The organism is Pseudomonas sp. Z5-35 (assembly GCF_051131945.1).
GTDB classification, from domain to species: Bacteria; Pseudomonadota; Gammaproteobacteria; order Pseudomonadales; family Pseudomonadaceae; genus Aquipseudomonas; species Aquipseudomonas marvdashtae.
Map to the genome: position 1 here is coordinate 4,298,416 of NZ_CP071640.1, position 25,037 is coordinate 4,323,452.

27 protein-coding genes are annotated in these 25,037 nt (G+C 60.2%); 11 read left to right on the forward strand and 16 right to left on the reverse strand.

All coding sequences use genetic code 11. The annotated features are described in order from the left end of the window. Positions 1–130 precede the first annotated feature (130 nt). A complete protein-coding gene (mprF, locus tag J3P95_RS19705; RefSeq protein WP_434558390.1) occupies positions 131–2,773 on the forward strand; it encodes a bifunctional lysylphosphatidylglycerol flippase/synthetase MprF in 2,643 nt (880 codons plus the stop codon). Further along, the gene (locus J3P95_RS19710) at positions 2,773–4,062 is read left to right on the forward strand and encodes a virulence factor family protein (RefSeq protein ID WP_434579988.1); all 1,290 of its coding nucleotides are present in this window, start codon (positions 2,773–2,775) and stop codon (positions 4,060–4,062) included. Before mprF ends, J3P95_RS19710 begins: the two co-directional genes overlap by 1 nt. 61 nt (positions 4,063–4,123) lie before the next feature. On the opposite strand, the gene J3P95_RS19715 is transcribed toward J3P95_RS19710, so the two are convergent. From J3P95_RS19715 to J3P95_RS19725, 3 genes are all read right to left on the reverse strand, one after another. Continuing rightward, positions 4,124–4,411, reverse strand: a complete 288-nt coding sequence (locus J3P95_RS19715) for a type II toxin-antitoxin system RelE family toxin (protein ID WP_434558392.1) — start codon at positions 4,409–4,411, stop codon at positions 4,124–4,126. Positions 4,412–4,422: 11 nt separating this feature from the next. Next, positions 4,423–4,713 carry a type II toxin-antitoxin system Phd/YefM family antitoxin gene (locus J3P95_RS19720; protein WP_434558393.1) on the reverse strand — a complete coding sequence of 97 codons (291 nt, stop codon included), beginning with the start codon at positions 4,711–4,713 and terminating at the stop codon, positions 4,423–4,425. Between the two features lie 184 nt (positions 4,714–4,897). Next, on the reverse strand, positions 4,898–6,739 hold the full coding sequence (locus J3P95_RS19725) for a potassium transporter Kup (protein ID WP_434563915.1): 1,842 nt from the start codon (positions 6,737–6,739) through the stop codon (positions 4,898–4,900). 344 nt (positions 6,740–7,083) lie between these two features. Between J3P95_RS19725 and rimO the strand changes: the two genes are divergently transcribed. From rimO to tsaA, 5 genes are all read left to right on the forward strand, one after another. Beyond that, positions 7,084–8,424, forward strand: coding sequence for a 30S ribosomal protein S12 methylthiotransferase RimO (gene rimO, locus J3P95_RS19730; RefSeq protein ID WP_434579987.1), 1,341 nt, complete (start codon positions 7,084–7,086; stop codon positions 8,422–8,424). Between the two features lie 142 nt (positions 8,425–8,566). After that, positions 8,567–9,040 carry a GNAT family N-acetyltransferase gene (locus tag J3P95_RS19735; RefSeq protein WP_434558395.1) on the forward strand — a complete coding sequence of 158 codons (474 nt, stop codon included), beginning with the start codon at positions 8,567–8,569 and terminating at the stop codon, positions 9,038–9,040. Positions 9,041–9,123: 83 nt separating this feature from the next. Continuing rightward, positions 9,124–9,834: an rRNA pseudouridine synthase gene (locus tag J3P95_RS19740; protein WP_434579986.1), complete on the forward strand. Its 711-nt coding sequence runs from the start codon at positions 9,124–9,126 to the stop codon at positions 9,832–9,834. A gap of 57 nt (positions 9,835–9,891) precedes the next feature. Then, positions 9,892–10,353 carry a DUF1456 family protein gene (locus J3P95_RS19745; RefSeq protein WP_186611248.1) on the forward strand — a complete coding sequence of 154 codons (462 nt, stop codon included), beginning with the start codon at positions 9,892–9,894 and terminating at the stop codon, positions 10,351–10,353. Between the two features lie 50 nt (positions 10,354–10,403). Next, positions 10,404–11,102, forward strand: coding sequence for a tRNA (N6-threonylcarbamoyladenosine(37)-N6)-methyltransferase TrmO (gene tsaA / locus J3P95_RS19750; protein ID WP_434579983.1), 699 nt, complete (start codon positions 10,404–10,406; stop codon positions 11,100–11,102). Between the two features lie 64 nt (positions 11,103–11,166). Here the strand turns inward: tsaA and fpr are convergent, their stop codons facing one another. After that, entirely contained in the window at positions 11,167–11,946 is a 780-nt protein-coding gene (gene fpr / locus J3P95_RS19755) for a ferredoxin-NADP reductase (protein ID WP_003184787.1), read from the reverse strand. A gap of 122 nt (positions 11,947–12,068) precedes the next feature. Between fpr and J3P95_RS19760 the strand changes: the two genes are divergently transcribed. Then, a complete protein-coding gene (locus J3P95_RS19760; protein WP_053214485.1) occupies positions 12,069–12,995 on the forward strand; it encodes a LysR family transcriptional regulator in 927 nt (308 codons plus the stop codon). A 3-nt stretch (positions 12,996–12,998) separates the two neighbouring features. Here the strand turns inward: J3P95_RS19760 and J3P95_RS19765 are convergent, their stop codons facing one another. From J3P95_RS19765 to J3P95_RS19775, 3 genes are all read right to left on the reverse strand, one after another. Continuing rightward, positions 12,999–13,361, reverse strand: a complete 363-nt coding sequence (locus J3P95_RS19765; RefSeq protein WP_186611246.1) for a diacylglycerol kinase — start codon at positions 13,359–13,361, stop codon at positions 12,999–13,001. A gap of 70 nt (positions 13,362–13,431) precedes the next feature. After that, positions 13,432–14,085 carry a response regulator transcription factor ErdR gene (gene erdR, locus J3P95_RS19770; protein WP_434558397.1) on the reverse strand — a complete coding sequence of 218 codons (654 nt, stop codon included), beginning with the start codon at positions 14,083–14,085 and terminating at the stop codon, positions 13,432–13,434. A 216-nt stretch (positions 14,086–14,301) separates the two neighbouring features. Further along, entirely contained in the window at positions 14,302–15,045 is a 744-nt protein-coding gene (locus tag J3P95_RS19775) for a tRNA-uridine aminocarboxypropyltransferase (RefSeq protein ID WP_434558398.1), read from the reverse strand. A 183-nt stretch (positions 15,046–15,228) separates the two neighbouring features. Here J3P95_RS19775 and J3P95_RS19780 point away from each other — a divergent pair, with 183 nt between their 5' ends. Together J3P95_RS19780 and J3P95_RS19785 are read left to right on the forward strand one after the other, a co-directional pair. Then, positions 15,229–15,651, forward strand: a complete 423-nt coding sequence (locus tag J3P95_RS19780) for a quorum-sensing-regulated virulence factor family protein (protein ID WP_186611243.1) — start codon at positions 15,229–15,231, stop codon at positions 15,649–15,651. 330 nt (positions 15,652–15,981) lie between these two features. Next, entirely contained in the window at positions 15,982–17,100 is a 1,119-nt protein-coding gene (locus tag J3P95_RS19785; RefSeq protein WP_434558399.1) for a TIGR00730 family Rossman fold protein, read from the forward strand. Between the two features lie 45 nt (positions 17,101–17,145). Here the strand turns inward: J3P95_RS19785 and recX are convergent, their stop codons facing one another. The 5 genes from recX to J3P95_RS19810 all read right to left on the reverse strand — a co-directional run bounded on the left by recX (position 17,146) and on the right by J3P95_RS19810 (position 20,387). Next, on the reverse strand, positions 17,146–17,613 hold the full coding sequence (gene recX / locus J3P95_RS19790) for a recombination regulator RecX (protein ID WP_186611241.1): 468 nt from the start codon (positions 17,611–17,613) through the stop codon (positions 17,146–17,148). 8 nt (positions 17,614–17,621) lie between these two features. Continuing rightward, the gene (gene recA / locus J3P95_RS19795; protein ID WP_186635122.1) at positions 17,622–18,674 is read right to left on the reverse strand and encodes a recombinase RecA; all 1,053 of its coding nucleotides are present in this window, start codon (positions 18,672–18,674) and stop codon (positions 17,622–17,624) included. Positions 18,675–18,757: 83 nt separating this feature from the next. Then, positions 18,758–19,258, reverse strand: a complete 501-nt coding sequence (locus tag J3P95_RS19800) for a CinA family protein (protein ID WP_434558400.1) — start codon at positions 19,256–19,258, stop codon at positions 18,758–18,760. Between the two features lie 71 nt (positions 19,259–19,329). Beyond that, a complete protein-coding gene (locus tag J3P95_RS19805; RefSeq protein WP_434579979.1) occupies positions 19,330–19,845 on the reverse strand; it encodes a lysis protein in 516 nt (171 codons plus the stop codon). Continuing rightward, entirely contained in the window at positions 19,842–20,387 is a 546-nt protein-coding gene (locus J3P95_RS19810) for a glycoside hydrolase family 19 protein (RefSeq protein WP_434558402.1), read from the reverse strand. The genes J3P95_RS19805 and J3P95_RS19810 overlap by 4 nt, the downstream gene beginning before the upstream one ends. A gap of 63 nt (positions 20,388–20,450) precedes the next feature. Between J3P95_RS19810 and J3P95_RS19815 the strand changes: the two genes are divergently transcribed. Beyond that, entirely contained in the window at positions 20,451–21,260 is an 810-nt protein-coding gene (locus J3P95_RS19815) for a lipopolysaccharide biosynthesis protein (protein WP_434558403.1), read from the forward strand. An 82-nt stretch (positions 21,261–21,342) separates the two neighbouring features. On the opposite strand, the gene J3P95_RS19820 is transcribed toward J3P95_RS19815, so the two are convergent. From J3P95_RS19820 to J3P95_RS19835, 4 genes are read right to left on the reverse strand one after another with little or no spacing between them, the layout of a single operon-like run. Then, on the reverse strand, positions 21,343–22,359 hold the full coding sequence (locus J3P95_RS19820; protein WP_434558404.1) for a phage late control D family protein: 1,017 nt from the start codon (positions 22,357–22,359) through the stop codon (positions 21,343–21,345). A gap of 9 nt (positions 22,360–22,368) precedes the next feature. After that, entirely contained in the window at positions 22,369–22,581 is a 213-nt protein-coding gene (locus J3P95_RS19825; protein WP_434558405.1) for a tail protein X, read from the reverse strand. After that, the gene (locus tag J3P95_RS19830) at positions 22,574–22,957 is read right to left on the reverse strand and encodes a phage tail protein (RefSeq protein WP_434558406.1); all 384 of its coding nucleotides are present in this window, start codon (positions 22,955–22,957) and stop codon (positions 22,574–22,576) included. Before J3P95_RS19830 ends, J3P95_RS19825 begins: the two co-directional genes overlap by 8 nt. Continuing rightward, complete coding sequence (locus tag J3P95_RS19835) at positions 22,957–24,921, reverse strand: phage tail tape measure protein (protein ID WP_434579977.1); 1,965 nt, start codon at positions 24,919–24,921, stop codon at positions 22,957–22,959. The genes J3P95_RS19830 and J3P95_RS19835 overlap by 1 nt, the downstream gene beginning before the upstream one ends. Between the last annotated feature and the right edge of the window lie 116 nt (positions 24,922–25,037).

A 25,037-nucleotide genomic window follows, 5' to 3' on the forward strand; every position in this document is an offset into this window, starting at 1 on the left:
AAAGAGTGGCCTTTTTTGTGTGTGTCGAAAAAGTCTGCATTACAAATATTTTGTAATTATTTTCCGCCGCAGGGATTGGTTACTTGGCTGGATACCCCCATCCTGTCGCGCATAGCTCAAGAGGTGATTGATGCGCGCCCACTCGTCTGACTCACAAGACACTGTTACTGCGACACAACCGATCAAGGCCGAGCGATTACGCTGGCTGAATCGGATCAGCCAGTACCGCCAACCGATCGGCCTCGCTGTCACGTTACTGCTGTTCGCGATTGCCTTGATTGCTTGTCACCACTTATTGAGCGAACTCGACCTTTACGCCCTTCATGACTCTATCCTGGAGGTGCCGAGACCGGCCCTGCTCGGTGCGATCGCCGCCACCGTGGTCGGTTTCATCATTTTGCTGGGCTATGAATGGTCCGCCACTCGCTACGCCGGCGTGAAGCTGCCGCCACAGACCCTGATCCTGGGTGGCTTCAGTGCGTTCGCCATCGGCAATGCCATTGGCCTTTCGTTGCTCTCAGGCGGTTCGGTTCGCTACCGGCTGTACGCCCGACATGGCCTGGGGGCGGCGGACGTTGCCCACATGACCTTGTTCGCCAGCCTGTCCCTGGGCTGCGCGCTGCCGCCGTTGGCGGCGCTGGCAACCCTGAGTAACCTGCCCGCCGCATCGGCGGCCTTGCACCTTCCAGCCGCTTTGCTGGGCTCCATCGCCGTCGCCGTATTGGTGCTGACCAGTGCGCTGGCCATCGGCATCTATCGCCGTCGCCTACCGGAACAACCCTATCGGGATGCCCTGCTGGTCAAGGCCGGTCGCCGCACGCTGCGTCTGCCGGGCCGCCGCCTGACATTCCTGCAATTGGTCATCACCGCGCTGGATGTCGCGGCCGCCGCCACGGTCCTTTACCTGTTGCTACCCGAGGCGCCACCGTTCGCTCCCTTCTTGCTGGTGTACTTGCTGGCGTTGGCCGCCGGCGTACTCAGCCATGTGCCGGGCGGCGTCGGGGTGTTCGAGGCGATCCTGCTGGCCGCGTTTGCCGACAAACTCGGGGCCGCGCCACTTGCCGCCGCGTTGTTGCTGTATCGCTTGATCTATGTGCTGCTGCCGATGCTGGTGGCGTGCGTGTTGCTGCTGATCAATGAGGCGCAACGATTGTTCCAGACCCGTCAGACGCTGCGGGCGGCGTCGGGTTTCGCCGCGCCGATCCTGGCGGTGCTGGTGTTCCTGTCCGGCGTGGTGCTGCTGTTTTCCGGCGTGACGCCCGAGATCGACACGCGTCTTGAGCACATCGGCTTCCTGATCCCCCATCGACTGGTGGACGCTTCGCACTTTGGCGCCAGCCTGGTAGGCGTGCTGTGCCTGTTGCTGGCCCAAGGCTTGCGCCGTCGCCTGTCCGCTGCCTGGATGCTGACCACCATTCTGCTGCTAGTCGGTGCCCTGCTCTCGCTGCTCAAGGGGTTCGACTGGGAAGAAGCCACGCTGCTGACCCTGACGGCTGCCCTGCTGGCGGTGTTCCGGCGGTCTTTCTATCGGCCGAGTCGCCTGACCGAGCTGCCGTTTTCGCCACTGTTCCTGATTGCCAGCCTGTGCGTGCTGGGCGCGTCGATCTGGCTGCTGCTGTTTGCCTACCAGGACGTGCCCTACAGCCATCAACTGTGGTGGCAGTTCACCTTGGACGCCGACGCCCCTCGCGGCCTGCGCTCATTGTTGGGCGCCGCGGTGCTGCTGGTGGTGGTGTCGCTGACCTGGCTGCTGCGGACCGCGCGACCGGTGATCCACCTGCCCATTGCTGACGAATTGGAGCGGGCCAAGACGATTCTCATGGCGTCTTCGCAGCCCGACGGCGGCCTCGCGCTGACCGGCGACAAGGCGTTGCTGTTTCATCCCAACGATGAAGCCTTTCTGATGTATGCCCGCCGTGGCCGCAGCCTGGTGGCGTTGTACGACCCGATCGGGCCACCCCTGCAGCGCGCGGAAATGATCTGGCAGTTTCGTGACCTGTGCGACATCCACCACGCCAGGCCGGTGTTTTATCAAGTGCGCGCCGAGAACCTGCCGTACTACATGGACATCGGCCTGACCGCGATCAAGCTTGGCGAAGAAGCGCGCGTGGATCTCAAGCGTTTCGATCTCGAAGCCAAGGGCAAGGAGATGAAGGACCTGCGCTACACCTGGAACCGGGGCACCCGCGATGGCTTGTCGCTGGAGATCCATGAGCCAGGCCAGGCGCCGATGGATGAGCTCAAGGTCATTTCCGATGCCTGGCTGACCGGCAAGAATGTGCGCGAGAAAGGCTTTTCCCTGGGCCGTTTCAGCAACGACTACCTCAAGCATTTCCGCATCGCCGTGATTCGTTTCGAAGGTCGCCCGGTGGCGTTTGCCAATCTGTTGGAAACCCACAACCACGAACTGGCCAGCCTTGACCTGATGCGCGCGCACCCCGACGCTCCGAAACTGACCATGGAATTCATGATGGTCGGCTTGATCCAGCATTATAAGAACCACGATTACGCCCGCTTCAGCCTCGGCATGGTCCCACTCTCGGGCCTGCAACCACGTCGCGGCGCACCGCTGACCCAGCGCCTGGGTTCGATGGTGTTTCGCCGTGGCGAGCAGCTCTACAATTTCCAGGGGCTGCGCCGCTTCAAAGACAAATTCCAGCCTGACTGGGAACCTCGTTACATGGCCGTGCCCGCCGGACTCGATCCGCTGGTGGCGCTGGCCGATACCGCCGCCCTGATTGCGGGCGGCCTGACTGGATTGGTGAAACGCTGATGATGCAACGCTCCTGGCGATACGTAGTGGCCGCCCTGCTGGTGCTGGCGGTGATTCTCGGTGGCGGCTACTGGTACTGGAACCGTCCGGCCCCGCAACCAACCCTGGAACAACTGGAACCCGCCGACGGCGTGCCGATGACGCGGATCACGCCCGGCACCAAGTCCCGCGCCCACGTGCTGGTGGCAGTCAATGAGGACCAGAAGCTCAGCGACACGCAGTTGACGACCCTCAGCCGCAGCGGCTCGGCCGAGATTGTCCAAGTGATCCTGCCCAAGGACTGCATGCTCCAAGGTCGCGCCCTGCAGGCTGGCCTGAGACAGCTCCGAGGCCCGGCCACGCTGGTCAGCGGCATCGGCCCTGGCGCGGTGCTGGCCTGGCGCTGGCTGGCCGAACAGAAAGACGACAAGGCCCAGGCCATCTCGGTGGACCTGGCCCTGGAAAAACCTGGCTGCACGCACCTGTTGCCGAAAAGCGCGGCCCACGGTCGCTGGCTGGTGGCCTGGAACGATAACCCCGACGACACCAGTGCCGGCTTCGTACGCGATCAACGCAATGCCGAAACCAGCATCAGCGACTACGACATCAATCTGCCGCAGGTGCTGAACAACGAGCTGCGCAAGATCCTGGTGGGCGCCGAGAAGGGCAAGGGTGGCCTGAGCATTCCAGTCGTGGAAATCCCTGCCAGCCAGGCCCGCGATACCGTGACGTTGTTCCTCTCCGGCGACGGCGGCTGGCGTGACCTCGACCGCGACGTGGCCGACGAAATGGCCAAGATCGGCTACCCGGTGGTGGGCATCGACACCCTGCGCTATTACTGGCAGCACAAGAGCCCGGAGCAAAGCGCGGCCGACCTGACCGAGTTGATGCAGCACTACCGCCAGATCTGGGGCACCAAGCGCTTCATCCTGACCGGTTATTCCTTCGGCGCCGATGTGCTGCCAGCGATCTACAACCGCTTGCCAGCGACGGAGCAGCAGCGGGTCGATGCAATCATCCTGCTCGCCTTCGCCCGCACGGGCAGTTTCGAGATCGAAGTGGAAGGCTGGCTCGGCAACGCGGGCACCGAAGCCGCCACCGGCCCGGAAATGGCCAAGCTGCCCGCCGAAAAAGTAGTCTGCATCTATGGTGCTGAAGAAACCGACGAAAGCGGCTGCACCGACAAGACAGCCGTCGGCGAAGCCATCAAGCTACCTGGTGGGCACCACTTCGACGAAAACTACCCGGCCCTGGCCAAGCGGTTGATCGATGAAATCAACAAGCGGCAGAGCAAGCCAGCCGAACAATAAGCGGCTACCCGCCTGACAAAAGCCCCCGCCGCCGCAAGGCAACGAGGGCTTTTTAAAATGGTTAAAGACGACGCTCTGCCGCGTCATATACTTCCTTATCCCGCCGCGCACCAACGGCTACGATCAAGACTTGAATCGCTTTCCCGTCGACCCTGTACACGATACGGGTGTCCCCGGTTCGGATTCTTCGACATCCCGCCAAGCTGGCTCTGAGCGGCTTGCCGGTTTTGTCCGGCTCGCCATTCATGATCCGCTCCTCGATGACATCAAGAATACGGTTCGCCGCGGCCGCACCCAACTGATCCAAATCGTCTTGAACTTCCGGGTGATAAATAATGCCCCAAGCCATTCACCACTCCTTCAGTTGTTTTTGGCGTACCGTGCCCGCATACCCTCATGGCTGATAGCCTTGGCCTGGTCGAAACCGATCAGGCGCTCGCGAGCCGTCGCTTCGACGCGAAGGTTTTCCAGTTCATCGAGCATTTCCTGATAGGCATCGACGTTGATAATCACCGCTGCCGGTTCATTGTCCTTGAAGATGACCAGCCTTTCGGTTGCACGGCTCGATACTTCCTTGAGCTTCGCGCTGAACCCTCTGACCATTGCCGTAACGGATACTGCTTGATCAGCCCGATCGAGTAATGCTGCCATGTCTTGCCTCCTACAGCATAAATTTCGCATATCTTTATACATACTTTGATGCGCGAAGTATTGCGCGACAATGCGTATGAATCAAGCTGGGAAAACACTATTCGACCAATGACGCATTGAAAAACAGCACCCATAAAAAAGCCCCCGCCGCCGCAAGGCAACGAGGGCTTGTGGTTTCCCGGTGCTACATCTCGACCTGCGTCCCCAGCTCGATCACCCGGTTCAACGGTAGATTGAAGAAGCGCAGGTTGCCGTTGGCGTTTTTCAACATGAAGGCGAACAACGACTCACGCCAGCGAGCCATGCCTTCGAGTTTGGAGGCAATGACGGTTTCGCGGCTGAGGAAGTAAGTGGTGCGCATCGGGCTGAAATCCAGCTCATCCAGATGGCAGAGTTTGAGCGCCTCGGGCACGTCCGGCTCGTCAGTGAAACCGAAGTGCAGGATGACCCGGAAGAATCCCTCGCCGTAGGCATCGACTTCGAAGCGCCGTTGCGGTGGCACACGGGGAATGTCCTCGTACACCACTGTCAGCAAGACCACTTGCTCATGCAGCACTTGGTTGTGCAGCAAGTTGTGCAACAACGCGTGAGGCACGGCATCCGAGCGCGCGGTCAGGAACACCGCCGTGCCCTGCACCCGGTGGGGAGGTTGCACGCGAATGCTGCTGATGAAGATCGGCAGCGGCAACGCCCCTTCGTCGAGGCGATCCACCAGCAGTTGCTTGCCGCGCTTCCACGTCGTCATCAACACAAACAAGGCAATGCCGGCGATGACCGGGAACGCACCGCCCTGGATGATCTTCGGCACGTTGGCGGCGAAATACAGCCCGTCCACCAGCAGGAAACCGAACAACAGCGGTACCGCCAGCAACGGCGGCCATTTCCACAACAGCAGTATGACGGCGGACACCAGGATCGTCGTCATCAGCATCGTCCCGGTCACAGCCACGCCGTAGGCCGAAGCCAACGCACCAGAGGACTCGAAACCGAGCACCAGCAGCACCACGCCGACCATCAGCGACCAGTTCACCGCACCGATATAGATCTGGCCCTGCTCGGCGCTGGAAGTGTGCTGGATGTACATGCGCGGGATGTAACCGAGCTGGATCGCCTGGCGCGTCAGGGAGAAAGCACCGGAAATCACCGCCTGCGAAGCAATTACCGTGGCCAGCGTCGACAAACCCACCAGCGGCAGCAACGCCCAGCTCGGCGCCAGCAGATAGAACGGGTTGCGCGCCGCTTCCGGATCGCCGAGCAGCAAGGCGCCCTGGCCGAAATAGTTGAGCATCAGGCCGGGCAACACCAAGATGAACCAGGCACGAGCGATCGGCTTGCGACCGAAGTGGCCCATGTCGGCGTACAGCGCTTCGGCGCCGGTCAGCGCCAGCACCACGGCGCCCAGGATCGCCACGCCCATGCCCGGATGGACAACAAAGAACCGCACGGCCCAGGCCGGGCTCACAGCCTGCAATACTTCCGGATGCTGGCTGATGCCATAGACGCCGAGGGCACCGAGCACCAGGAACCAGGTCACCATGATCGGGCCGAACAGAATGCCGATCCGCGCGGTGCCGTGGCGCTGGATGAGGAACAGTGCGACGAGCACCACCACCGACAGCGGCACCACCCAATGATCGATGCCTTCGAATGCGAGGCCGAGGCCTTCGACCGCCGAAAGCACCGAGATCGCTGGCGTGATCATGCTGTCGCCGTAGAACAGCGCCGCGCCAATCAAGCCGCAGATCACCAGCAACGTGCGCAGCCGCGCCCTTCCCGCCGCCGCCCGCCGCGCCAAGGCGGTCAGGGCCATGATCCCGCCCTCGCCCTGGTTGTCGGCCCGCAGGACGAACATCATGTATTTGATCGACACCACCCAGATTAACGACCAGAAAATCAGCGACAGGATCCCCAACACCCCATCGTGATTGACGGGCACGCCATAGGCACCGGAAAACACTTCCTTGAGGGTGTACAACGGGCTGGTGCCGATGTCGCCATAGACCACTCCAACCGCCGCGACCAGCATGCTCAGCGGTTTCGCTGCCGAATGCCCGGCCCCCGCCGCCTGACTACTTGCATGACCCATCCAATACTCCTGGTTTGCAGACCTGTCTTCTTGAGCGAAGCACCATGCCGAGTGAGTCAGCATGCGCTTTTTACGCATTGTTACAGACGTTTTATTGACTGTCGGAATTCTTCAAGGCGTAAAGGCGCGAAGCATAGCGCAGCACTCGTCGCATTTCCCTGCATAAACCTGCATAAAGCTGGTCAAGTGCGTCGGCCATGGATAGAATTGCGCACTTTTTGATCAGAGGCGCGCCAGGCGCCCTGTCTCGGCAAGAGACGATCCCCCCTACACCGAGGTTAGACATGTCCACCACTCCCGCGCCGGCCAATCCAAAAGTTGGCTTCGTATCCCTGGGTTGCCCGAAGGCACTGGTCGACTCCGAGCGCATCCTCACCCAGCTGCGCATGGAAGGCTATGACGTTGTGTCCACCTATCAGGACGCCGACGTGGTTGTGGTCAACACGTGCGGCTTCATCGACTCGGCCAAGGCCGAGTCCCTGGAAGTGATCGGCGAAGCCATCAAGGAAAACGGCAAGGTCATCGTCACCGGCTGCATGGGCGTGGAAGAAGGCAACATCCGCAACGTGCACCCGAGCGTGTTGTCGGTGAGCGGTCCGCAGCAGTACGAGCAAGTGGTCAACGCCGTGCACGACGTGGTACCGCCGCGCCAGGACCACAACCCGCTGATCGACCTGGTGCCGCCGCAAGGCATCAAGCTGACCCCGCGTCACTACGCCTATCTGAAGATCTCCGAAGGCTGTAACCACAGCTGCAGCTTCTGCATCATCCCGTCGATGCGCGGCAAGCTGGTCAGCCGCCCGGTGGGTGATGTGCTCGACGAGGCCCAGCGCCTGGTCAAGTCTGGCGTCAAGGAACTGCTGGTGATTTCCCAGGACACCAGCGCCTACGGCGTCGACATCAAGTACCGCACCGGTTTCTGGAACGGCGCGCCGGTGAAAACCCGCATGACCGAACTGTGCGAAGCCCTCAGCACCCTCGGCGTCTGGGTGCGTCTGCATTACGTCTATCCGTACCCGCATGTCGACGAGCTGATCCCGCTGATGGCCGCCGGCAAGATCCTGCCGTACCTGGACATCCCGTTCCAGCACGCCAGCCCGAAAGTCCTCAAGGCCATGAAGCGCCCGGCCTTCGAAGACAAGACCCTGGCCCGCATCAAGAACTGGCGCCAGATCTGCCCGGACTTGATCATCCGTTCGACCTTTATAGTCGGCTTCCCCGGCGAAACCGAAGAAGACTTCCAGTACCTGCTGGGCTGGCTGACCGAGGCCCAACTCGATCGCGTCGGCTGCTTCCAGTATTCGCCGGTTGACGGTGCACCGGCCAACGACCTGGACCTGGACGTGGTGCCGGACGACGTCAAGCAGGACCGCTGGGATCGTTTCATGGCGCACCAACAGGCCATCAGCTCGGCACGCCTGCAAATGCGCATCGGCCGTGAAATCGAAGTGCTGGTGGACGAAGTCGACGAACAAGGCGCCGTGGGCCGCTGCTTCTTCGACGCCCCGGAAATCGACGGCAACGTGTTCATCGACAATGGCAGCAACCTCAAGCCAGGCGACAAGGTCTGGTGCAAGGTGACCGACGCCGACGAGTACGATTTGTGGGCTGAACAGATCGGTTGATCCAGACCAGGCGGGACTGCTGTTGTTTTCAGCCACTCGCCTGCCAGCCTCGAAAAAATCCTGAAGCCCCGCTCTTGCAACAAGATGCGGGGCTTTTTTACGGCTATCGTATGGAGACACCCACCACAAGGAACAGGCGGACATGCGTCAGCATTCGGTCATTTACACACCGAAACCGAGCGACTACCAGGAATTGACCCGCGTCTGGGAAGCGTCGGTACGCGCTACCCATGACTTCCTGCCGGACAGTTACATCGAGCTGCTGAAGAACCTGGTGCTCACCCGCTACCTGGACGCGGTGATGCTCATCTGCACGCGAGACACACGCCAGCGCATCACCGGTTTCGCTGGGGTGGCGGCCGGCAAGGTCGAGATGCTTTTCATCGGTCCTGAACACCGCGGCCAAGGCTTGGGCAAGCAGTTGCTGCGCTACGCCATGGAACATCTGAACGCCCATCAACTGGACGTCAACGAACAGAATCCGCAGGCGCTGGGCTTTTATCTCAAGCAAGGCTTCGAAGTGGTCGGGCGCTCGCCAAGAGATGGCATGAACCAGCCCTACCCACTGCTGCATATGCGTTACAAGCAGCCTGGCCTGAGGGTTGGACGCGGCTAATAGTTGCATGAGGCAAATGGACCCGCGATTAACCGGCGCCAGGCAGGTACAATGCCCACCCTCTTTTTGTTACGGCCCCCGTCATGACTGACCCGATTCGTCTCTCCAAACGCCTCATCGAACTCGTCGGCTGTTCCCGTCGGGAGGCTGAGCTGTTCATCGAGGGCGGCTGGGTCACTGTGGATGGCGAAGTGATCGACGAGCCGCAGTTCAAGGTGACGACCCAGAAGGTCGAACTCGACCCCGAGGCCAAGGCTACCGCGCCGGAGCCAGTGACGCTCCTGCTGAACGCCCCGGTGGGCATGGATGTAGACACCGCGATGGCTTCCCTTGGACCGCAGAGCCTCAGCGATGAACATCGCTTCGGCAAGCGCCCACTCAAAGGGCATTTTCTGCGCCTGACCGCCAGTGACGACTTGCAGGCTGGTGCCAGCGGCTTGCTGGTGTTCACCCAGGACTGGAAGATCCTGCGCAAGCTCACCGCCGACGCGGCCAAGATCGAGCAGGAATACGTGGTTGAAGTCGAAGGCGAAATGGTCGCCCATGGCCTCAATCGCCTGAACCATGGCCTGACCTACAAGGGCAAGGAGCTGCCGGCCGTCAAGGCCAGTTGGCAGAACGAGAACCGCCTGCGCTTCGCCATGAAGAACCCGCAACCGGGCGTGATCGCGCTGTTTTGCCAGGCGGTCGGCCTGAAGGTCGTCGCCATCCGCCGCATCCGCATCGGCGGCGTCTCCATCGGCAAGGTGCCGCTGGGCCAGTGGCGCTATTTGTCCGCCAAAGAGAAATTCTAATTTTCCGGCGCCGCAGCGAAGCGCGGCGCCCACTGTCGATTGATCAGGACTGCACACATGATTCACAACGACGTACTGCGCAGCGTGCGCTACATGCTCGACATCAGCGACAAGAAAGTCATCGAGATCATCAAGCTGGGCGGCCTGGAGGTTTCCTTGGAGGACCTCGCCGGCTACCTCAAGAAAGACGAGGAAGAAGGCTTCGTGTTCTGCCCTGACGAGGTCATGGCGCATTTTCTCGATGGCCTGGTGATCTTCAAGCGCGGCAAGGACGAAAGCCGTCCGCCGCAGCCGATCGAAGTGCCGGTGACCAACAACATCATCCTGAAGAAACTGCGCGTCGCCTTCGAGCTGAAGGAAGACGACATGCACGCCATCCTCAAGGCTGCCGAGTTCCCGGTGTCCAAGCCGGAATTGAGCGCGCTGTTCCGCAAGTTCGGCCACACCAACTATCGCCCATGTGGCGACCAGTTGCTGCGCAACTTCCTCAAGGGCCTGACGCTGCGCGTCAGAGCTTAAACAGCAGCCATAAGCTTGCGGCTTGTCGCTTGCCACTTGAAGCACTCGAAATGACCTACACCGTCTCCCCCGTCGGCTTCGTCCGCTCCTGTTTCAAGGAGAAGTTCGCCATCCCGCGCCAACCACAACTGGCCCCGGCCGCGCGCGGCGTGCTGGAGCTGGTGGCGCCGTTCGATCAGGGCGACGCGGTGCAGGGCCTGGAGCAGGTCAGTCATGTCTGGCTGCTGTTTCTGTTCCACCAGGCTTTGGAAGACAAACCCCGCTTGAAAGTGCGCCCGCCGCGCCTGGGCGGCAACAAATCCATGGGCGTGTTCGCCACCCGCGCCACCCATCGTCCCAATGGAATCGGCCAGTCGGTGGTAAAGTTGGATCGGGTAGAAGCCGACCGACTGTGGATCTCGGGCATTGACTTGCTGGACGGTACGCCCGTGCTGGACATCAAGCCCTACGTGCCCTACGCCGACATCATCGGCTCAGCCTCCAACGACATCGCCAGCGCAGCGCCTGGCCTGATCCCGGTGCAATGGGCGGAGTCAGCCTTGCTTCAAGCCCGCGATCACGCCTTGCGCCTCGACGAGCCGTTGGTGGAGTTGATTGAGCAATGCCTGGCGCAGGACCCACGCCCGGCGTACCAGATTCCTACAGCCGAACGGGAATATGGCGCGCAGTTCTGGGACCTGGACGTACGCTGGCATTACCCGGAGCCCGGCGTGATCCGCGTGCTGGAAGTGATTCCAGCGGTTAAATAAGTCCAGGAACGAAAAAGCCCGCGCGGCCTTATTCAGGCGGCGCGGGCTTTTTATGGGCTGCGACTTACTTTTCCACAAATGCTCGTTCGATCAGGTAATCACCCGGCTCACGCATACGCGGCGAAACGGTCAGGCCGAAGCTGTTGAGCACTTCGCTGGTCTCGTCGAGCATGCTCGGGCTGCCGCACAGCATCGCACGGTCGTCTTGCGGGTTGATCGGTGGCAGGCCGATGTCGCGGAACAGTTTGCCGCTGCGCATCAGGTCGGTCAGACGGCCTTCGTTCTCGAACGGCTCGCGGGTCACGGTCGGGTAGTAGATCAGCTTGTCACGCAGCGCTTCGCCGAAGAATTCGTTCTGCGGCAGGTGCTCGGTGATGAACTCGCGGTAGGCGACTTCATTGACGTAACGCACGCCGTGGCACAGGATCACTTTTTCGAAACGCTCGTAGGTTTCCGGATCCTGGATGACGCTCATGAATGGCGCCAGGCCGGTGCCGGTGCTGAGCAGATACAAATGCTTGCCAGGCTTGAGGTCGTCCAGCACCAGCGTGCCGGTAGGCTTCTTGCTGATGATGATCTCGTCGCCTTCCTTCAGGTGCTGCAACTGGGAAGTCAGCGGACCGTCGGGGACCTTGATGCTGAAAAATTCAAGATGCTCTTCCCAGTTCGGGCTGGCGATCGAATAAGCGCGCATAAGCGGGCGGCCGTTGGGCTGCTGCAGGCCGATCATCACGAACTGACCGTTCTCGAAGCGCAGGCCCGGATCGCGGGTGCACTTGAAGCTGAACAGAGTGTCGTTCCAGTGATGAACACTGAGGACACGCTCGTGGTTCATGTTGCTCATGTACGGGGGACTCCTGGAAATGATGCCTGCGTCGATAATCTGCGCAATTGCATCGCATTCTAATGGCGGCGACAATATCTGTTAAATGGATTATTAAGATAAGGGTTATCGGTTATATAGATATGCGATTTACTCTACGTCAACTTCAAGTCTTCGTCGCTGTCGCCCAGCAAGAGAGCGTGTCCCGTGCCGCGGGCCTGCTCAATCTTTCGCAGTCGGCTGCCAGCACCTCCATCACCGAATTGGAGCGCCAATCGAGCTGTCAACTCTTCGACCGCGCCGGCAAGCGCCTGAGCCTCAATGCCTTGGGCAAACAGTTGCTGCCACAGGCCGTGGCGTTGCTGGACCAGGCCAAGGAGATCGAAGACCTGCTCAACGGCAAGTCCGGCTTCGGCTCACTGGCGGTCGGCGCCACGCTGACGATTGGCAATTACCTGGCGACCCTGCTGATCGGCGGTTTCATGCAGCGCCATCCGGAAAGCCAGGTGAAGCTGCACGTGCAAAACACTGCCAACATCGTGCACCAGGTTGCCCACTATGAAATTGATCTGGGTCTAATCGAAGGCGACTGCAGCCACCCGGACATCGAGGTGCAGAGCTGGGTCGAGGATGAGTTGGTGGTGTTCTGCGCGCCCCAGCATCCACTGGCCAAGCGCGGGCAGGCGACCATGGAGGAATTGACCCATGAGGCCTGGATTTTACGTGAACAGGGTTCCGGCACCCGGCTGACTTTCGACCAGGCCATGCGCCACCACCGCAGCGCGTTGAACATTCGCCTGGAGCTGGAACACACCGAAGCGATAAAGCGCGCGGTGGAATCCGGCCTGGGGATCGGCTGTATCTCACGCTTGGCTTTGCGTGATGCCTTTCGCCGCGGCAGCCTGGTGGCGGTGGAAACGCCGGACATGGATTTGGCGCGCCAGTTCTACTTCATCTGGCACAAGCAAAAATACCAGACCTCGGCCATGCGTGAATTTCTAGAGTTGTGCCGGGCATTTACCGCAGGGGTCCAGCGCAGCGACGAAATCGTCCTGCCGGCCATCGCCTGAGACTTAGAGCAGTACCAGGCCCCACACCAACGCAATCATCGTCAGGGCGACAAACTGGGCGGCGCTGCCCATGTCCTTGGCGTTCTTCGACAGCGGGTGCAGCTCGAGGGAAATACGGTCGATCGCCGCCTCCACTGCTGAATTGAGTAGCTCGACGATCAGGGCCAGCAAGCAGACCGCGATCAACAACGCTTGTTCGACACGGCTGACATTCAGGAAGAACGACAGCGGAATCAGGATGACGTTGAGCAGGACCAGTTGGCGGAATGCGGCTTCGCCGACGAAAGCGGCACGCAGCCCGTCCAGGGAGTAGCCGGAGGCATTGAGGATGCGTTTCAGGCCGGTTTGGCCTTTAAAAGGTGACATAGAGTAGGCAACTGATCGGAAGGAGTGGAGAAGCTAATGTAAACCCAGTCAAAAAAGCGTGAATCCAACGCTACGACTGCGGCGAAATTGACTCAAGTTGTTGCAGCAACAACGCCGCCTGGGTTCGGGTACGCACGTTGAGTTTACGAAAGATGGCGGTGACGTGGGCCTTGATGGTTGCCTCCGACACGTTCAATTCATAAGCAATCTGCTTGTTCAACAGGCCTTCGCAGACCATGGTCAGCACTCGGAACTGCTGCGGCGTCAAGCTGGCCAACCCTTCGCTGGCAGCCTTGGCTTCCGCCGACACGCTCACCGCTTCGAACGCCTGCGGCGGCCAGGACACATCGCCATCGAGGACGGCCTTTACCGCCCTCTGAATCATTTCCAGGGAACTGGATTTGGGAATGAACCCGCTGGCACCGAACTCGCGGGCCTTGACCATCACCGAAGCCTCTTCCTGAGCCGACACCATTACCACGGGGATCTGCGGATACTGTCCGCGCAACAACACCAGGCCAGAGAAGCCATACGCGCCGGGCATGTTCAGATCCAGCAGCACCAGGTCCCAGTCGGCCTTCTCAGCCAATCGAGTTTCCAGTTCCGCGATGCTGGCCACCTCCGTCAACCGGACATCCGAGCCAAGGCCCAGGGTCACTGCCTGATGCAACGCGCTGCGAAAAAGCGGGTGATCATCGGCAATCAGGATTTCGTATGTGGCCATTTTTCAAATGATCCTGTTTTTAGTGGCAGGCCCGATGCATTCGCGCCTCGCCAAACAACTCAAGACACCACCACGCAGCGGCATCCACAGGGGCACGTTCAACGCCAATCACAGCGTTTCAAACTTTTGGCCGCACCCTGGTCGGCGCCAAGCATGCCCAGCGAAGCCGGGGTGGTCAAGCAGCACGGCGACTGCTGTATCGAGTATGGGCCACTATTAGGCCAACACCTCGTGAGCCGCACGGACAAAGAGCTGCAACTCGGCATGGGCCGGGGTCGATACGTTCACCTCTTGCTGGCGCTTGGCACCGAGGTAATGCTGGCTGAACACATCGAAATAGGCGTCCAGGGCCGACGCCGCGTCACTGTCTCCCGCCAGCTCAAGGCACAGCGCCGCTACCTCGGCGGTGCACAGGTGCTCGCTACGGGTGGAACGTCGCAAGCGATAGCGCGACAGCTTGTCAGGCAGCAGGCTCAGGATGGGCAAACGGTCAAAATAAGGACTCTTGCGGAACATTTTCCGCGCTTCCGTCCAGGTCGCGTCCAAGAGAATGAACAGGGGACGCCTGGAGTGATCGAGATCAACCGTATGGGTGACTCGCGACGGTTCGACGTATTCGCCAGGAAACACCAGGTATGGTTGCCATTGCGGATCGCCCAGCAGCGCCAACAATTGCTCATCGACCTCGGTGCGCGACCATATGAACGCATGATTGTCCTGCACCACATCGGCAATCAGCCAACCGGTGTTGCTCGGCTTGAAGACTTCCTTGTTGGTCATGATCAGGCAGACCCCGGAGCGGGTCTCGACGCTCGGGCGCCAGGCGCACAGGCAATGGCTGACAATCACTCGGCATGCGCTGCAACGGGGCGCGCGCCAGCCCCGGGCCTGAATTGGCTTGATGCCTTCATCGATGCGTTGGTCGCGCAGGCGGGCTACGGCGTTAGGGGCATGGTTCATCGCGGGCAACACCCACAGGCAGGAAAACTCGACACGAACAACACTCGGCAGGGCAATGAAGGCCGGCAGTCTACCAGAGCGCGCAAACCTGTACCGTCTCCCCAGGCTCCCCTATAATCGCCGCCACTGAACGCACAGTCACGTGACCGGTCGAACCACCAGTTACTGAACCAGGAGAGTTTCATGCTGCGCCTTATCGTCCCTACCGTTGCCGTTTTGCTGGCGACGTCCATCAGCGCTCAGGCTGCGTCGCTGAAAGAACTCGAACTGAACAAGATGCTGCAAAACGTAGCCACGCAAAGCAGCGTTGGCACGCCGCGAGCCATCAACGAAGACATCCTCGACCAAGGGTATACCGTCGAAGGCACCGAGCTGGTCAATCACCTCAGCGTGCAAAGCAGCCATGCCCAGAAAATGCGCGCAGACCCCAAGGCCGTTTATTTCCAGCTGGGCTCCACGGTGTGTACCAATCCGGGTTTCCGCAAGCTGATGGCCAAGGGCGCAACCATGCGCTACGAGTTCACCGAAGTGAAAACCAACCGCCCGGTTGCAACCGAACGCTTCCAGGAATCGGACTGCCCGAAACCGGCCAAGACCAAGAAATAATCAACCCGAGCGAGAGCGCCGTTGTTCATCGTCGGCGCGCACTTTCGAACATCATGATCGAGAAAGCAAAGATCAGCTCAAGGGACTAGATTCAAAGTATCGCTTTATAACGGGCAGAACGAGGCTGCCACCAACGCCGTGACGTGTGTTTGTTTTTCATCCAAGGGAAGAAAACAGAACCTGCTGGATGGCTTGTCCGCCTTGCTGCACATCGCGCCTAGCCAGTTTGATGCCCGGACACAGGCCCGGACTGACAACGACACAGGACGTGTCGTGGCCCTGACGAATCTCTCGTTCGGGCCGGGGGTTCTGTTCAGAAGGAGAAGCTGAATGCCGTACAAACCGAATGACCTGCTCAGTCGTCATTTTGAGAGCCATGGCCACGACCTCACCCGCAAGGTCGAAGAGCAACTCAACCTGGTATCACCCAACAGCCCTAACCTGCCCATTTATCGAGACATGATCCTGACCGTGCTGCGCATGGCCCAGGAAGATCACAACCGCTGGAACGCCAAGATCACGCTCCAGGCGCTGCGCGAGTTGGAACATGCGTTTCGCACGCTCGAACAATTCAAGGGTCGGCGCAAAGTCACGGTCTTCGGCTCGGCCCGAACCCCCATCGAACATCCGCTGTATGGCTTGGCACGGGAGCTGGGCGCGGCGCTGGCTCGGTCAGACATGATGGTCATCACCGGCGCGGGCGGCGGCATCATGGCTGCGGCCCATGAAGGTGCGGGGCGGGAACACAGCCTGGGATTCAACATTACCCTGCCTTTCGAACAGCACGCGAACCCCACCGTGGAGGGCACGCAGAACCTGCTGCCGTTCCACTTCTTCTTTACTCGCAAGCTGTTTTTCGTCAAGGAAGCCGATGCCCTGGTGCTCTGCCCAGGCGGGTTTGGCACCCTTGACGAGGCGTTGGAAGTGCTGACGCTGGTGCAGACGGGTAAAAGCCCGTTGGTACCGGTAGTGCTGCTGGACGCTCCCGGGGGAAAGTTCTGGCAAGGCGCCTTGGATTTCATCCGCGAACAGCTCGAGGAAAATCGCTACATCCTCCCAACCGACATGAAGCTGATGCGCCTGGTGCACAATGCCGAGGACGCCGTGGAAGAAATCAACCAGTTCTACCGCAACTTCCACTCCAGCCGTTGGCTCAAGCATCAGTTCGTGATCCGTATGCACCACCCGCTCAATGAACAAGCGTTGCAGCGGATGCAGGCTGATTTTGCCGATCTGTGCCTGAACGACTGTTTCCACCAGCACGCCTACAGCGGCGAGGAGCCGGAGGAAGCCCCGTTCAGCCATCTGACCCGACTGGCATTTACCTTCAACGCCCGTGATCACGGCCGGTTAAGAGAGCTGGTGGATTATATCAACCTGTCGGAAAACTGGGCCCAGCCCGCCACCGAGGTCCATCCCCTTACCTGGGATCCGATCAAGGTTTCCTAAACCCATAAAAAAACGGCCCGCTATCGAAATAGCGGGCCGTTTTGTTTAGTCATCCAGGCTGCGACCGCTGAACAGGCGATTGATCATTTCCATGGAGTAACCTCGATACGCCAGGAAACGCCCTTGCTTGGCTCGCTCCCGTGCATCGATGGGCAGATGCCCTGAAAACTTGCGCCGCCAGGTATCCGTTAGCTGTTCTTGCCAGTCGATACCGCTTTCGCGCAAGGCGAGTTCGATATCCGGGCGTTGTAAGCCGCGTTGGCCAAGTTCCTCGCGAATCCGCATCGGACCGTAACCGGACCGGGCGCGGTAAGAGACAAAGCTTTCGAGGTAACGCGACTCCGACAGCAGACCCTCTTCCGTCAAACGGTCGAGGGCCGTGTCGATCAACTCGTCGGGGGCGCCGCGCTGACGCAGTTTACGCGTCAGCTCAACTCGACCGTGCTCACGTCTGGCGAGCAGGTCCATTGCGGTTCGCCGCACCGCGACGAGGGTATCGAGTACGGCGGTCATCGGATCGATCAGATGTCAGCGTCAGCCAGGTTCTCTGCAGTTTCGCGATTGGCCACGGACTTGACGTCTGCAACCGGGCTCAACAGCTTGTCGCGCAGTTGCTTCTCAAGGGCAGCGGCAACTTCCGGGTTATCCGCCAGGAACTTGGCCGAGTTGGCCTTGCCCTGACCGATCTTGGTGCCGTTGTAAGCATACCAGGCGCCGGATTTCTCGACGAAGCCGTGCAGCACACCCAAGTCGATCATCTCGCCGTTGAGGTAGATGCCCTTGCCGTAGAGGATCTGGAATTCAGCTTGACGGAACGGCGATGCCACCTTGTTCTTCACCACTTTGACGCGGGTTTCGCTACCGACAACCTCATCACCTTCTTTCACCGCGCCAGTACGGCGGATGTCCAGGCGAACCGAGGCGTAGAACTTCAGTGCGTTACCACCGGTGGTGGTTTCAGGGCTACCGAACATCACGCCGATCTTCATGCGGATCTGGTTGATGAAGATCACCAGGCAGTTGGCGTTCTTGATGTTACCGGTGATCTTGCGCAGGGCCTGGGACATCAGGCGAGCCTGGAGGCCCACGTGCATGTCGCCCATTTCACCTTCGATTTCAGCTTTCGGTACCAGTGCCGCCACGGAGTCGACGATGATCACGTCAACTGCGTTGGAGCGCACCAGCATGTCGGTGATTTCCAGGGCTTGCTCACCGGTGTCCGGCTGGGACACCAGCAGGTCGTCGACGTTGACGCCCAGCTTGCCGGCGTATTCCGGGTCCAGGGCGTGTTCGGCGTCGACGAAGGCGCAGGTTGCGCCGGCTTTTTGAGCCTGGGCGATCACGGATAGGGTCAGCGTGGTTTTACCGGAGGATTCAGGACCGTAGATTTCAACGATACGACCTTTTGGCAAGCCGCCGATGCCAAGCGCGATGTCCAGGCCCAGGGAGCCGGTGGAGATGGAAGGAATCGCCTGGCGGTCCTGATCGCCCATACGCATTACGGCACCCTTGCCGAATTGACGTTCGATCTGACCCAAGGCCGCAGCCAAGGCTTTCTTCTTGTTGTCGTCCATTAAAGTCCTCACGTAATCAATAAGGCCTGACGGCCAACACCTGTATAAGTAGCCAGTATTATTCCACAGCGATTGAGGATCGCCTACCCCTGATTTGAGATTTCTGCGGCGGCATGTTGTAACAGCCCGTCTAGCGCGGCCTTCACCGTTTGTCGGCGGACCTCGTCGCGGTTGCCTGGAAAGAATCGCTGCTCACTGAACAGCGCCTCGCCGACGCCCCAGGCGAGCCATACGGTGCCCACCGGTTTGCTCGGCGAGCCCCCGTCCGGCCCGGCCACGCCGCTGACCGCCACGGCGAAACGCGCCAGGCTTTCCTGCTGGGCGCCCCGCGCCATCGCCTCCACCACCTCGCGGCTGACCGCGCCGACCTTTTCGAATAACCCGTCGGGCACGCCCAATTGCTGGGTTTTCTGACGATTGGAATAGGTGACAAAACCTGCCTCGAACCAGGCCGAACTCCCTGGGATCCGAGTGATCGCCTCGGCAATCCCACCACCGGTGCAGGACTCGGCGGTGGTGACATGGGCATTGAGCAGCTGCAGGCGCCTGCCCAATTCAGCGGCCAGTTCGGTAATGTCGTCCACGAAGCTCTCCTGATTCGACGCGATTGGGGCCTACCGTACACGACCATCCGAAGCATGCAAGGCTCGACAGATCACCGGCCCAGCGCCCTGACGTAAGCCTGGCAAGCCTGCAGCGCAATCAGTCCACGGTCGCCCGCGTCAGTGATGGCGATAATTCGTTGAGCATGCGACGGGTCAAGTCGGGCGCGTGGGGCACCATGATCCATGCCGCCGGCGCCGGGGGCGGCAGGCACTGCACAGCCGGCGGCAACATCGTCGGCGTCGAGGAGGACTGACAGCCGGACATCGGCAGTAGCAAGGCGATCGCGCAAGCGATCCTGGTCACGTTGGGCATCGCTCAAGGCTCGATAATGAATTTGCTCGCTGGCGGAAAGTTGCTGTTCGAGGGCGAGGCGTCTTTCTGTTTCTCTTTGCTGCGAAGCGGCCGCTGCAACGCTCATCTTTCTCAGGGTTTCAGCGTGGGAATTGGCCAGCTCGGCCAACGTCTTGCCGTAACGCCAATCCTGGATTTTCCAGGTCACGCTGGTCGTCAGCAGCAAAAAAACCACGGCGGTGAGAGGCACAAACCTCAGCAGGGCCGGGTTCATTCCAGCACCCGCAGCGCTCGCCCATATAAAACCTGGCGGTCCGCGGCGCCGTTCTGGCCGCCGTTGATCCGCTGGGTGATCGTAACGAAATCGCCGGCATCCGCGAGGGGATTAAGCCCCCGTGAGGCCCAGAACCACGCAGCCGAAAGCGCGGCCCACAGGGGTTGCTCCAACAGCGTCGGTTCCGCGACCAGATCCAGGCCCAGCGCCTCACCGCAAGCCTGGTAGTTCGCCCGTCCGGTAATCTGGATCAGCCCACGCCCCCGGTACCGTTGACCGTCGCCGTCCACTTCAGGAGTATTGCCCAGGCGCGAAGCCAGCCGACCGGTGTCATACTTTGACAAATAAACATCGTTGCCCAGTTCGCGTAGATAACGCAGCTGGCCGGATTCATGGCCGACCTGGGCGATAAACGCGGCGACACGCTTGAGGCCGACAATCTGGTAACGGCCCATGGCAGTGTTCAGGACAGGTGCAAAAACGCCGGCACTGGCGCCGGCGTTTGGAAGGATACGCAGCAGTTGGGCTTGCGTGATAGGCATGGCGATTTTCCTTAACGCGGTTGAAGGCATCATCAATCATTTGAATAAAGAAAAGGGACGTACATGAGCAGGGCGAAAAATCTGGACAAAGCGCTCATCACAGAAGCAGCTACGTCATTGAAAAAGGCCAGTTTCAGTGAATGCAAAAACGTAAAAAGTGGGCCGGTTTTTATCATCGCTTCAGGCGCCTCGGCGAGAGACTTTCCGTTACAAGAGTTTCCCACCGTGCCGATGATTACCATGAACGGCGCTATATCAATGTTCAGCCAAGCCGACATCAAGCCCTTTTTCTATATATGCTCGGATCTCAACTTCTCGCTTCAACAGCCGGAACTCTTCGCAACCGCAATGCAAATCAGTGAAAACGTTGCGGTGTGGGAGGAACAGTTTGACATCGTCCAAACCAAGCCCAGCGGGAAAGTCTTCAGCTTAAAAAAGGCCCCCAGGGCGTCGATATTCACAACGTTATTCAACCCGCAGAAGTCACTAGTCAGGGACAGATCTCTTTTTAGCAAGCGAAGCAAAGATATTGGCTTCAGCAAAGACATGACCCTTGGCTACTTCGAGGCTCGAACCGTCATGTACCTAGCCATACAAACTGCCTACCATCTGGGTTTCAACAAGGTCTTCCTGGTTGGCTTCGACTTGAATCAGGCGGCTGGCCGATTCTATGAAACGTCCGACAGCAAACCCTCGCCTTGCGGACTGGACCAGCAGTACGGCACTCGGATATTGCCTTCCTTGAAACTTATGTCGAAACATGTCGTTAACGATAATTTTCAGGTCTATAACTTGTCCGCAGAGTCTCGGGTTCCGGCACGTATTATTGAGAAGATCAGTCTTGATGACGTGCGGCGGATGCTTAATAGGTGAACGCCGCCAAGCCGACACTTGATTACTCCATACACCGCGAGCAGTTCGTTTTAGCTGGATCGACGTGCACTGGTAACAAATGTCAGCCCCTCGCATCCAGACAAGTCGCCTCGATCCTGCAGCGGTAGCTTTTTTCCCGGTCGCCGCTGGCGGTGACCTTGTCGATCGACCAGCGGCCGCGCATGAAATCCGGCCAGGTTGGGTCAAGCAGCACGATGCCTTCTGCGGATAACGCCGGATTGCCGGGGCATTCAATGGTGACCTTGAGGGCTTCGCGCATCATCCGGCGCACCTCCCCTTCAGCGGCGGCGCGGGCATCGTCTGCGCTTTGGAAGCGTTGACGCAGCGTCTTGAATGGCGCGATACCGCTTTCTTCGACACGCACTTTGCCCGCCACCGCATCCCACCAGGTCGTCTTGCAGCCCTGGTATTTCGCCCGGGCCGCTTCATCAAGAACCGCAGAGATAAAGGCTTGGTCTCCTGGACGATTGTTCGTCGTCACCGACAGCTTTGTGTCCGGAAGGATTTTGCCCGATAACGATTTCGCCTGGCCGCGACGTGCCAGCACATACAACTCGTTGATCGGCTTCGCTACCGCGTCATAACGATGGGCCAGCCGAGTCAGGAATCCCATGTCGGTTTCGTTGGACTGGTCGATGTGCTCGATCTTGATCAGCGACAGCTCGGGGGCAACGCGAGGGGAAAACCCGTGCCTCGACGTCAATTGACGAAACAACGTCCCCAGAGTCGTCGGCCCGTGACTGACAGATCGGCGCTGCTTGAAACCGGTCTGATCCGACGCGCTGAACGGCGCCGCCGTCGCCACCAATGTCAGGCGCAGGGGAAACAATGTCGGGGTGCGCCGCGTCACGACGAACTCACCTTTATCCACGAGCCCGGACTCTTGATAACCGACCCGCAGGCCGATTTTTCCCTCAAGGCTGGGCAGCCCCTCGAGCCCTTCCAGGCTGAGCGTGAGCGTCAGTTGATCGGACTCGATACCCGCTGCGTCGATGTGCGTCCAACTGAGCAATCGCTGGTTGAGCAGCGCGGCGTTCGCGCCATAAATTTCTACCGCAGGCGTAAAACCCAATGACATGTCGCCTCCTTAATCCCAGGCCGAAACCGGTGGGGTTGCAACAGGTTTGAGCTCCACTTCCGGCAGGACGACCCACACGCCCGCAGGCAATACCGGGCCCCATTCTGCCAGCCCCGGATTCAGCCGCCAGAGCGCTTCTTCGGCGGCGTCATCACAACGTTCAAGCTCGCGATACAACAACAGATTCACCGAGTCGCCGGCGATGCTTCGAATCCTACGCATTGGCGAACTCCGTCAATTCAATCACCCAGCCAACCACCATCGCGGTGCCGTCGTCGATGATCTCGGTCTGGGTTTCCGAGACCTTGTTGATTTGCCACAAGCCCCAGTTGCGGCCGATGCCGTCCACCAGCGGCAAAGGCCTGCGCAGCGCTTGCAATGCGCGCAGCTCATCGAGTCGATCCATGGCGGTCGCGTACATCGACTTGCCGGTAATGGTCAGCCCTTGCAGGCCTTGGCCGACCTGGCTGGACTTGGGTTTGCTAGTGAGGATGTCGATGCTTTTCCAGCCACCGTCCGAGGTGCGAACCAGGGAGTGGTAGGCGAAATTGCGAGACAGCCCGAAAATGAAACTGCCCAACGCCATTTGCTGACGCATCAGGTCACTCCGTCGGTCAGGGCCGCATCACTGCGCATGGCAAGTGAATTAGGCATGAGTTGGAATTGGCTGGTGATTTGTTGCACCACCAGGTTCGCCAATTGAGCGGCGCTGGCCTGGTCCTGGCCATTGATGTAGATGTTCGCCGTCAAGACGTTTTGCTGGGTGGCGACCTGGGCTTGGGGCAGATCCCTTGTGGCTTGATCCGCAGGAGGGAGTTTGTCGACGGGCGAGGCGAGCTTCTCGCCCAGCCAGGAACCCGACTCACCGCCGATCCAGCTTCCCGCCACACCGCCGACAATCGCGCCGAGGGCTCCACCAATGGCGGTGCCGATACCCGGACCGAAAAAGGTGCCGAGCGTGGCGCCCGCAGTCGCACCGGCCGAAGCCCCGGCCCAGCCGCCGCCCGCAGCTCCCAGGCCTGCGCCAATCATCTGGACGTCGCCGTTCATTGCGCCTTCGACTAGCTGAGGGCCAGCGCCGAGAACAGGCGCTCCGGGCATAAAGCGCAGCGAGCGCGCTGAAGTATTCAAGCCCTGCAGAGAACGACCAACGCTCCCGCCAACCTCGGCTTTCGCAGCGCTCGCCGGCTCCAATATCCGCTTGGCCGTTCGATTACTCAGCTCATCGGTGATGGCTTTAAGCAACGCTCCCACCAGCGGTTTGAGCGCCGCGCCGACCAGTACAATGGCAGCGGTGGCTTTAGGTGAGGTTTCGGCCAACTCGCTCATGCCGTCGTTCAGCGAACCGAGCCATTGCAGCGAGCTGTCCATCACAGGCGCCACGGCATTGCCAGCGGCCAACGACAGACGTTCGTTGCTGGCGTTGTGGACGTTCAACCGGCCTTGCAGGGTATTCGATAGCGCCAGCGCGTCCTGCTTCACCGAGCCGTCATTGCCCAGTTGTGAAGTGGCGTATTGACCTGGAGTTTTCACCTGCCAGAAGGCTGCATTCACGTCGTCCAGTTTCTGCGCCATGCGCAGCACCGCCTCATTGCCCGTACCAAACAGCGAAGAGGCAAGGTTCGCGCGTTTGTCGGCCGGTTGCGCGTTCAACGCTGCAAGCACCGACATCACCGTCCCCGGCGCGGCGTCCTTGTCGCGCATGCCGCTCGCCACCGCTTTGGGATCCAGCCCCAGTTGCTTCCAGGCCGCTTGTTCGGTCGCGGAGACCTGATTGCCCTTGCCCAACGCAGTCGTAAAACTACCAAGCGCCGCGCCAGCTTCAGCCTGTTGCGAACCGGTATTGAGCAACGCCGCCGTCAACGCTGCGGCTTGCGCTGGCTGCAGGCCTACCGAAGTCGCCGCCGCTCCGTCACGTTGCAACACGGTGCCGATATCACACGCTTTCGCACCACCGCTAATCTTGCCCAAATGGTTGGTCGCATCCGCCAGATCAAACGCTTTCTCTGCGCTGAGCTTCATGGAAGTACGCCAACCGAGCAGCATCTCGGCGGCTTCCATGGCCGGCATTCTGAACGTCGAGGCGGTCACGCCTGCATCACTGGCAAAACGCAACAGTGCCAATTGCCGGTCCGGGGCATTGGGCAGTTCACTGCCAATTCCATTCCTAGCGGCCAGGCTTTGCATCCTCACCAGCTCAACCGCCGTGGTTCCACCGGCCGCCACCAGTGGCGCGCTGGCGATACGCTGGGTTGGCTCAGCCATCTCGGCAATTTGGCGAGGCGTGAATTGGCCGGCCTGTTTGAGGTCGGCCATGGCCGAATCCATTTCAATCGCGGGTTTCAACAGCGCCGGAGGTTCGATACCGCGGCCCGCCTTACCCTTCGGATCATTGGCCGACTCACCTGCGGCGCCAGCGCCCATCGTCTGGAAGAACGCCCGTTGCGCCGAAAGCTTCAAGGTCAGCGACTCGACCGCCGTGGTCAGCAGGCCGAGCTTGAGCCCGAGGTTTTCCAGCGCCAGGTTGAATCCTGGCAGCCGATCGCCGGCGGAAATAATCACACTGCTCGTGGGGCTGGCATTTGGGGCCGCTAACCCACTCTTATCGAAGGCTGCGTATCTGAGGGAATATCTATCGTCCGCCATTGCGCTCTACTCCTGTTTCACACCAAGGCGAC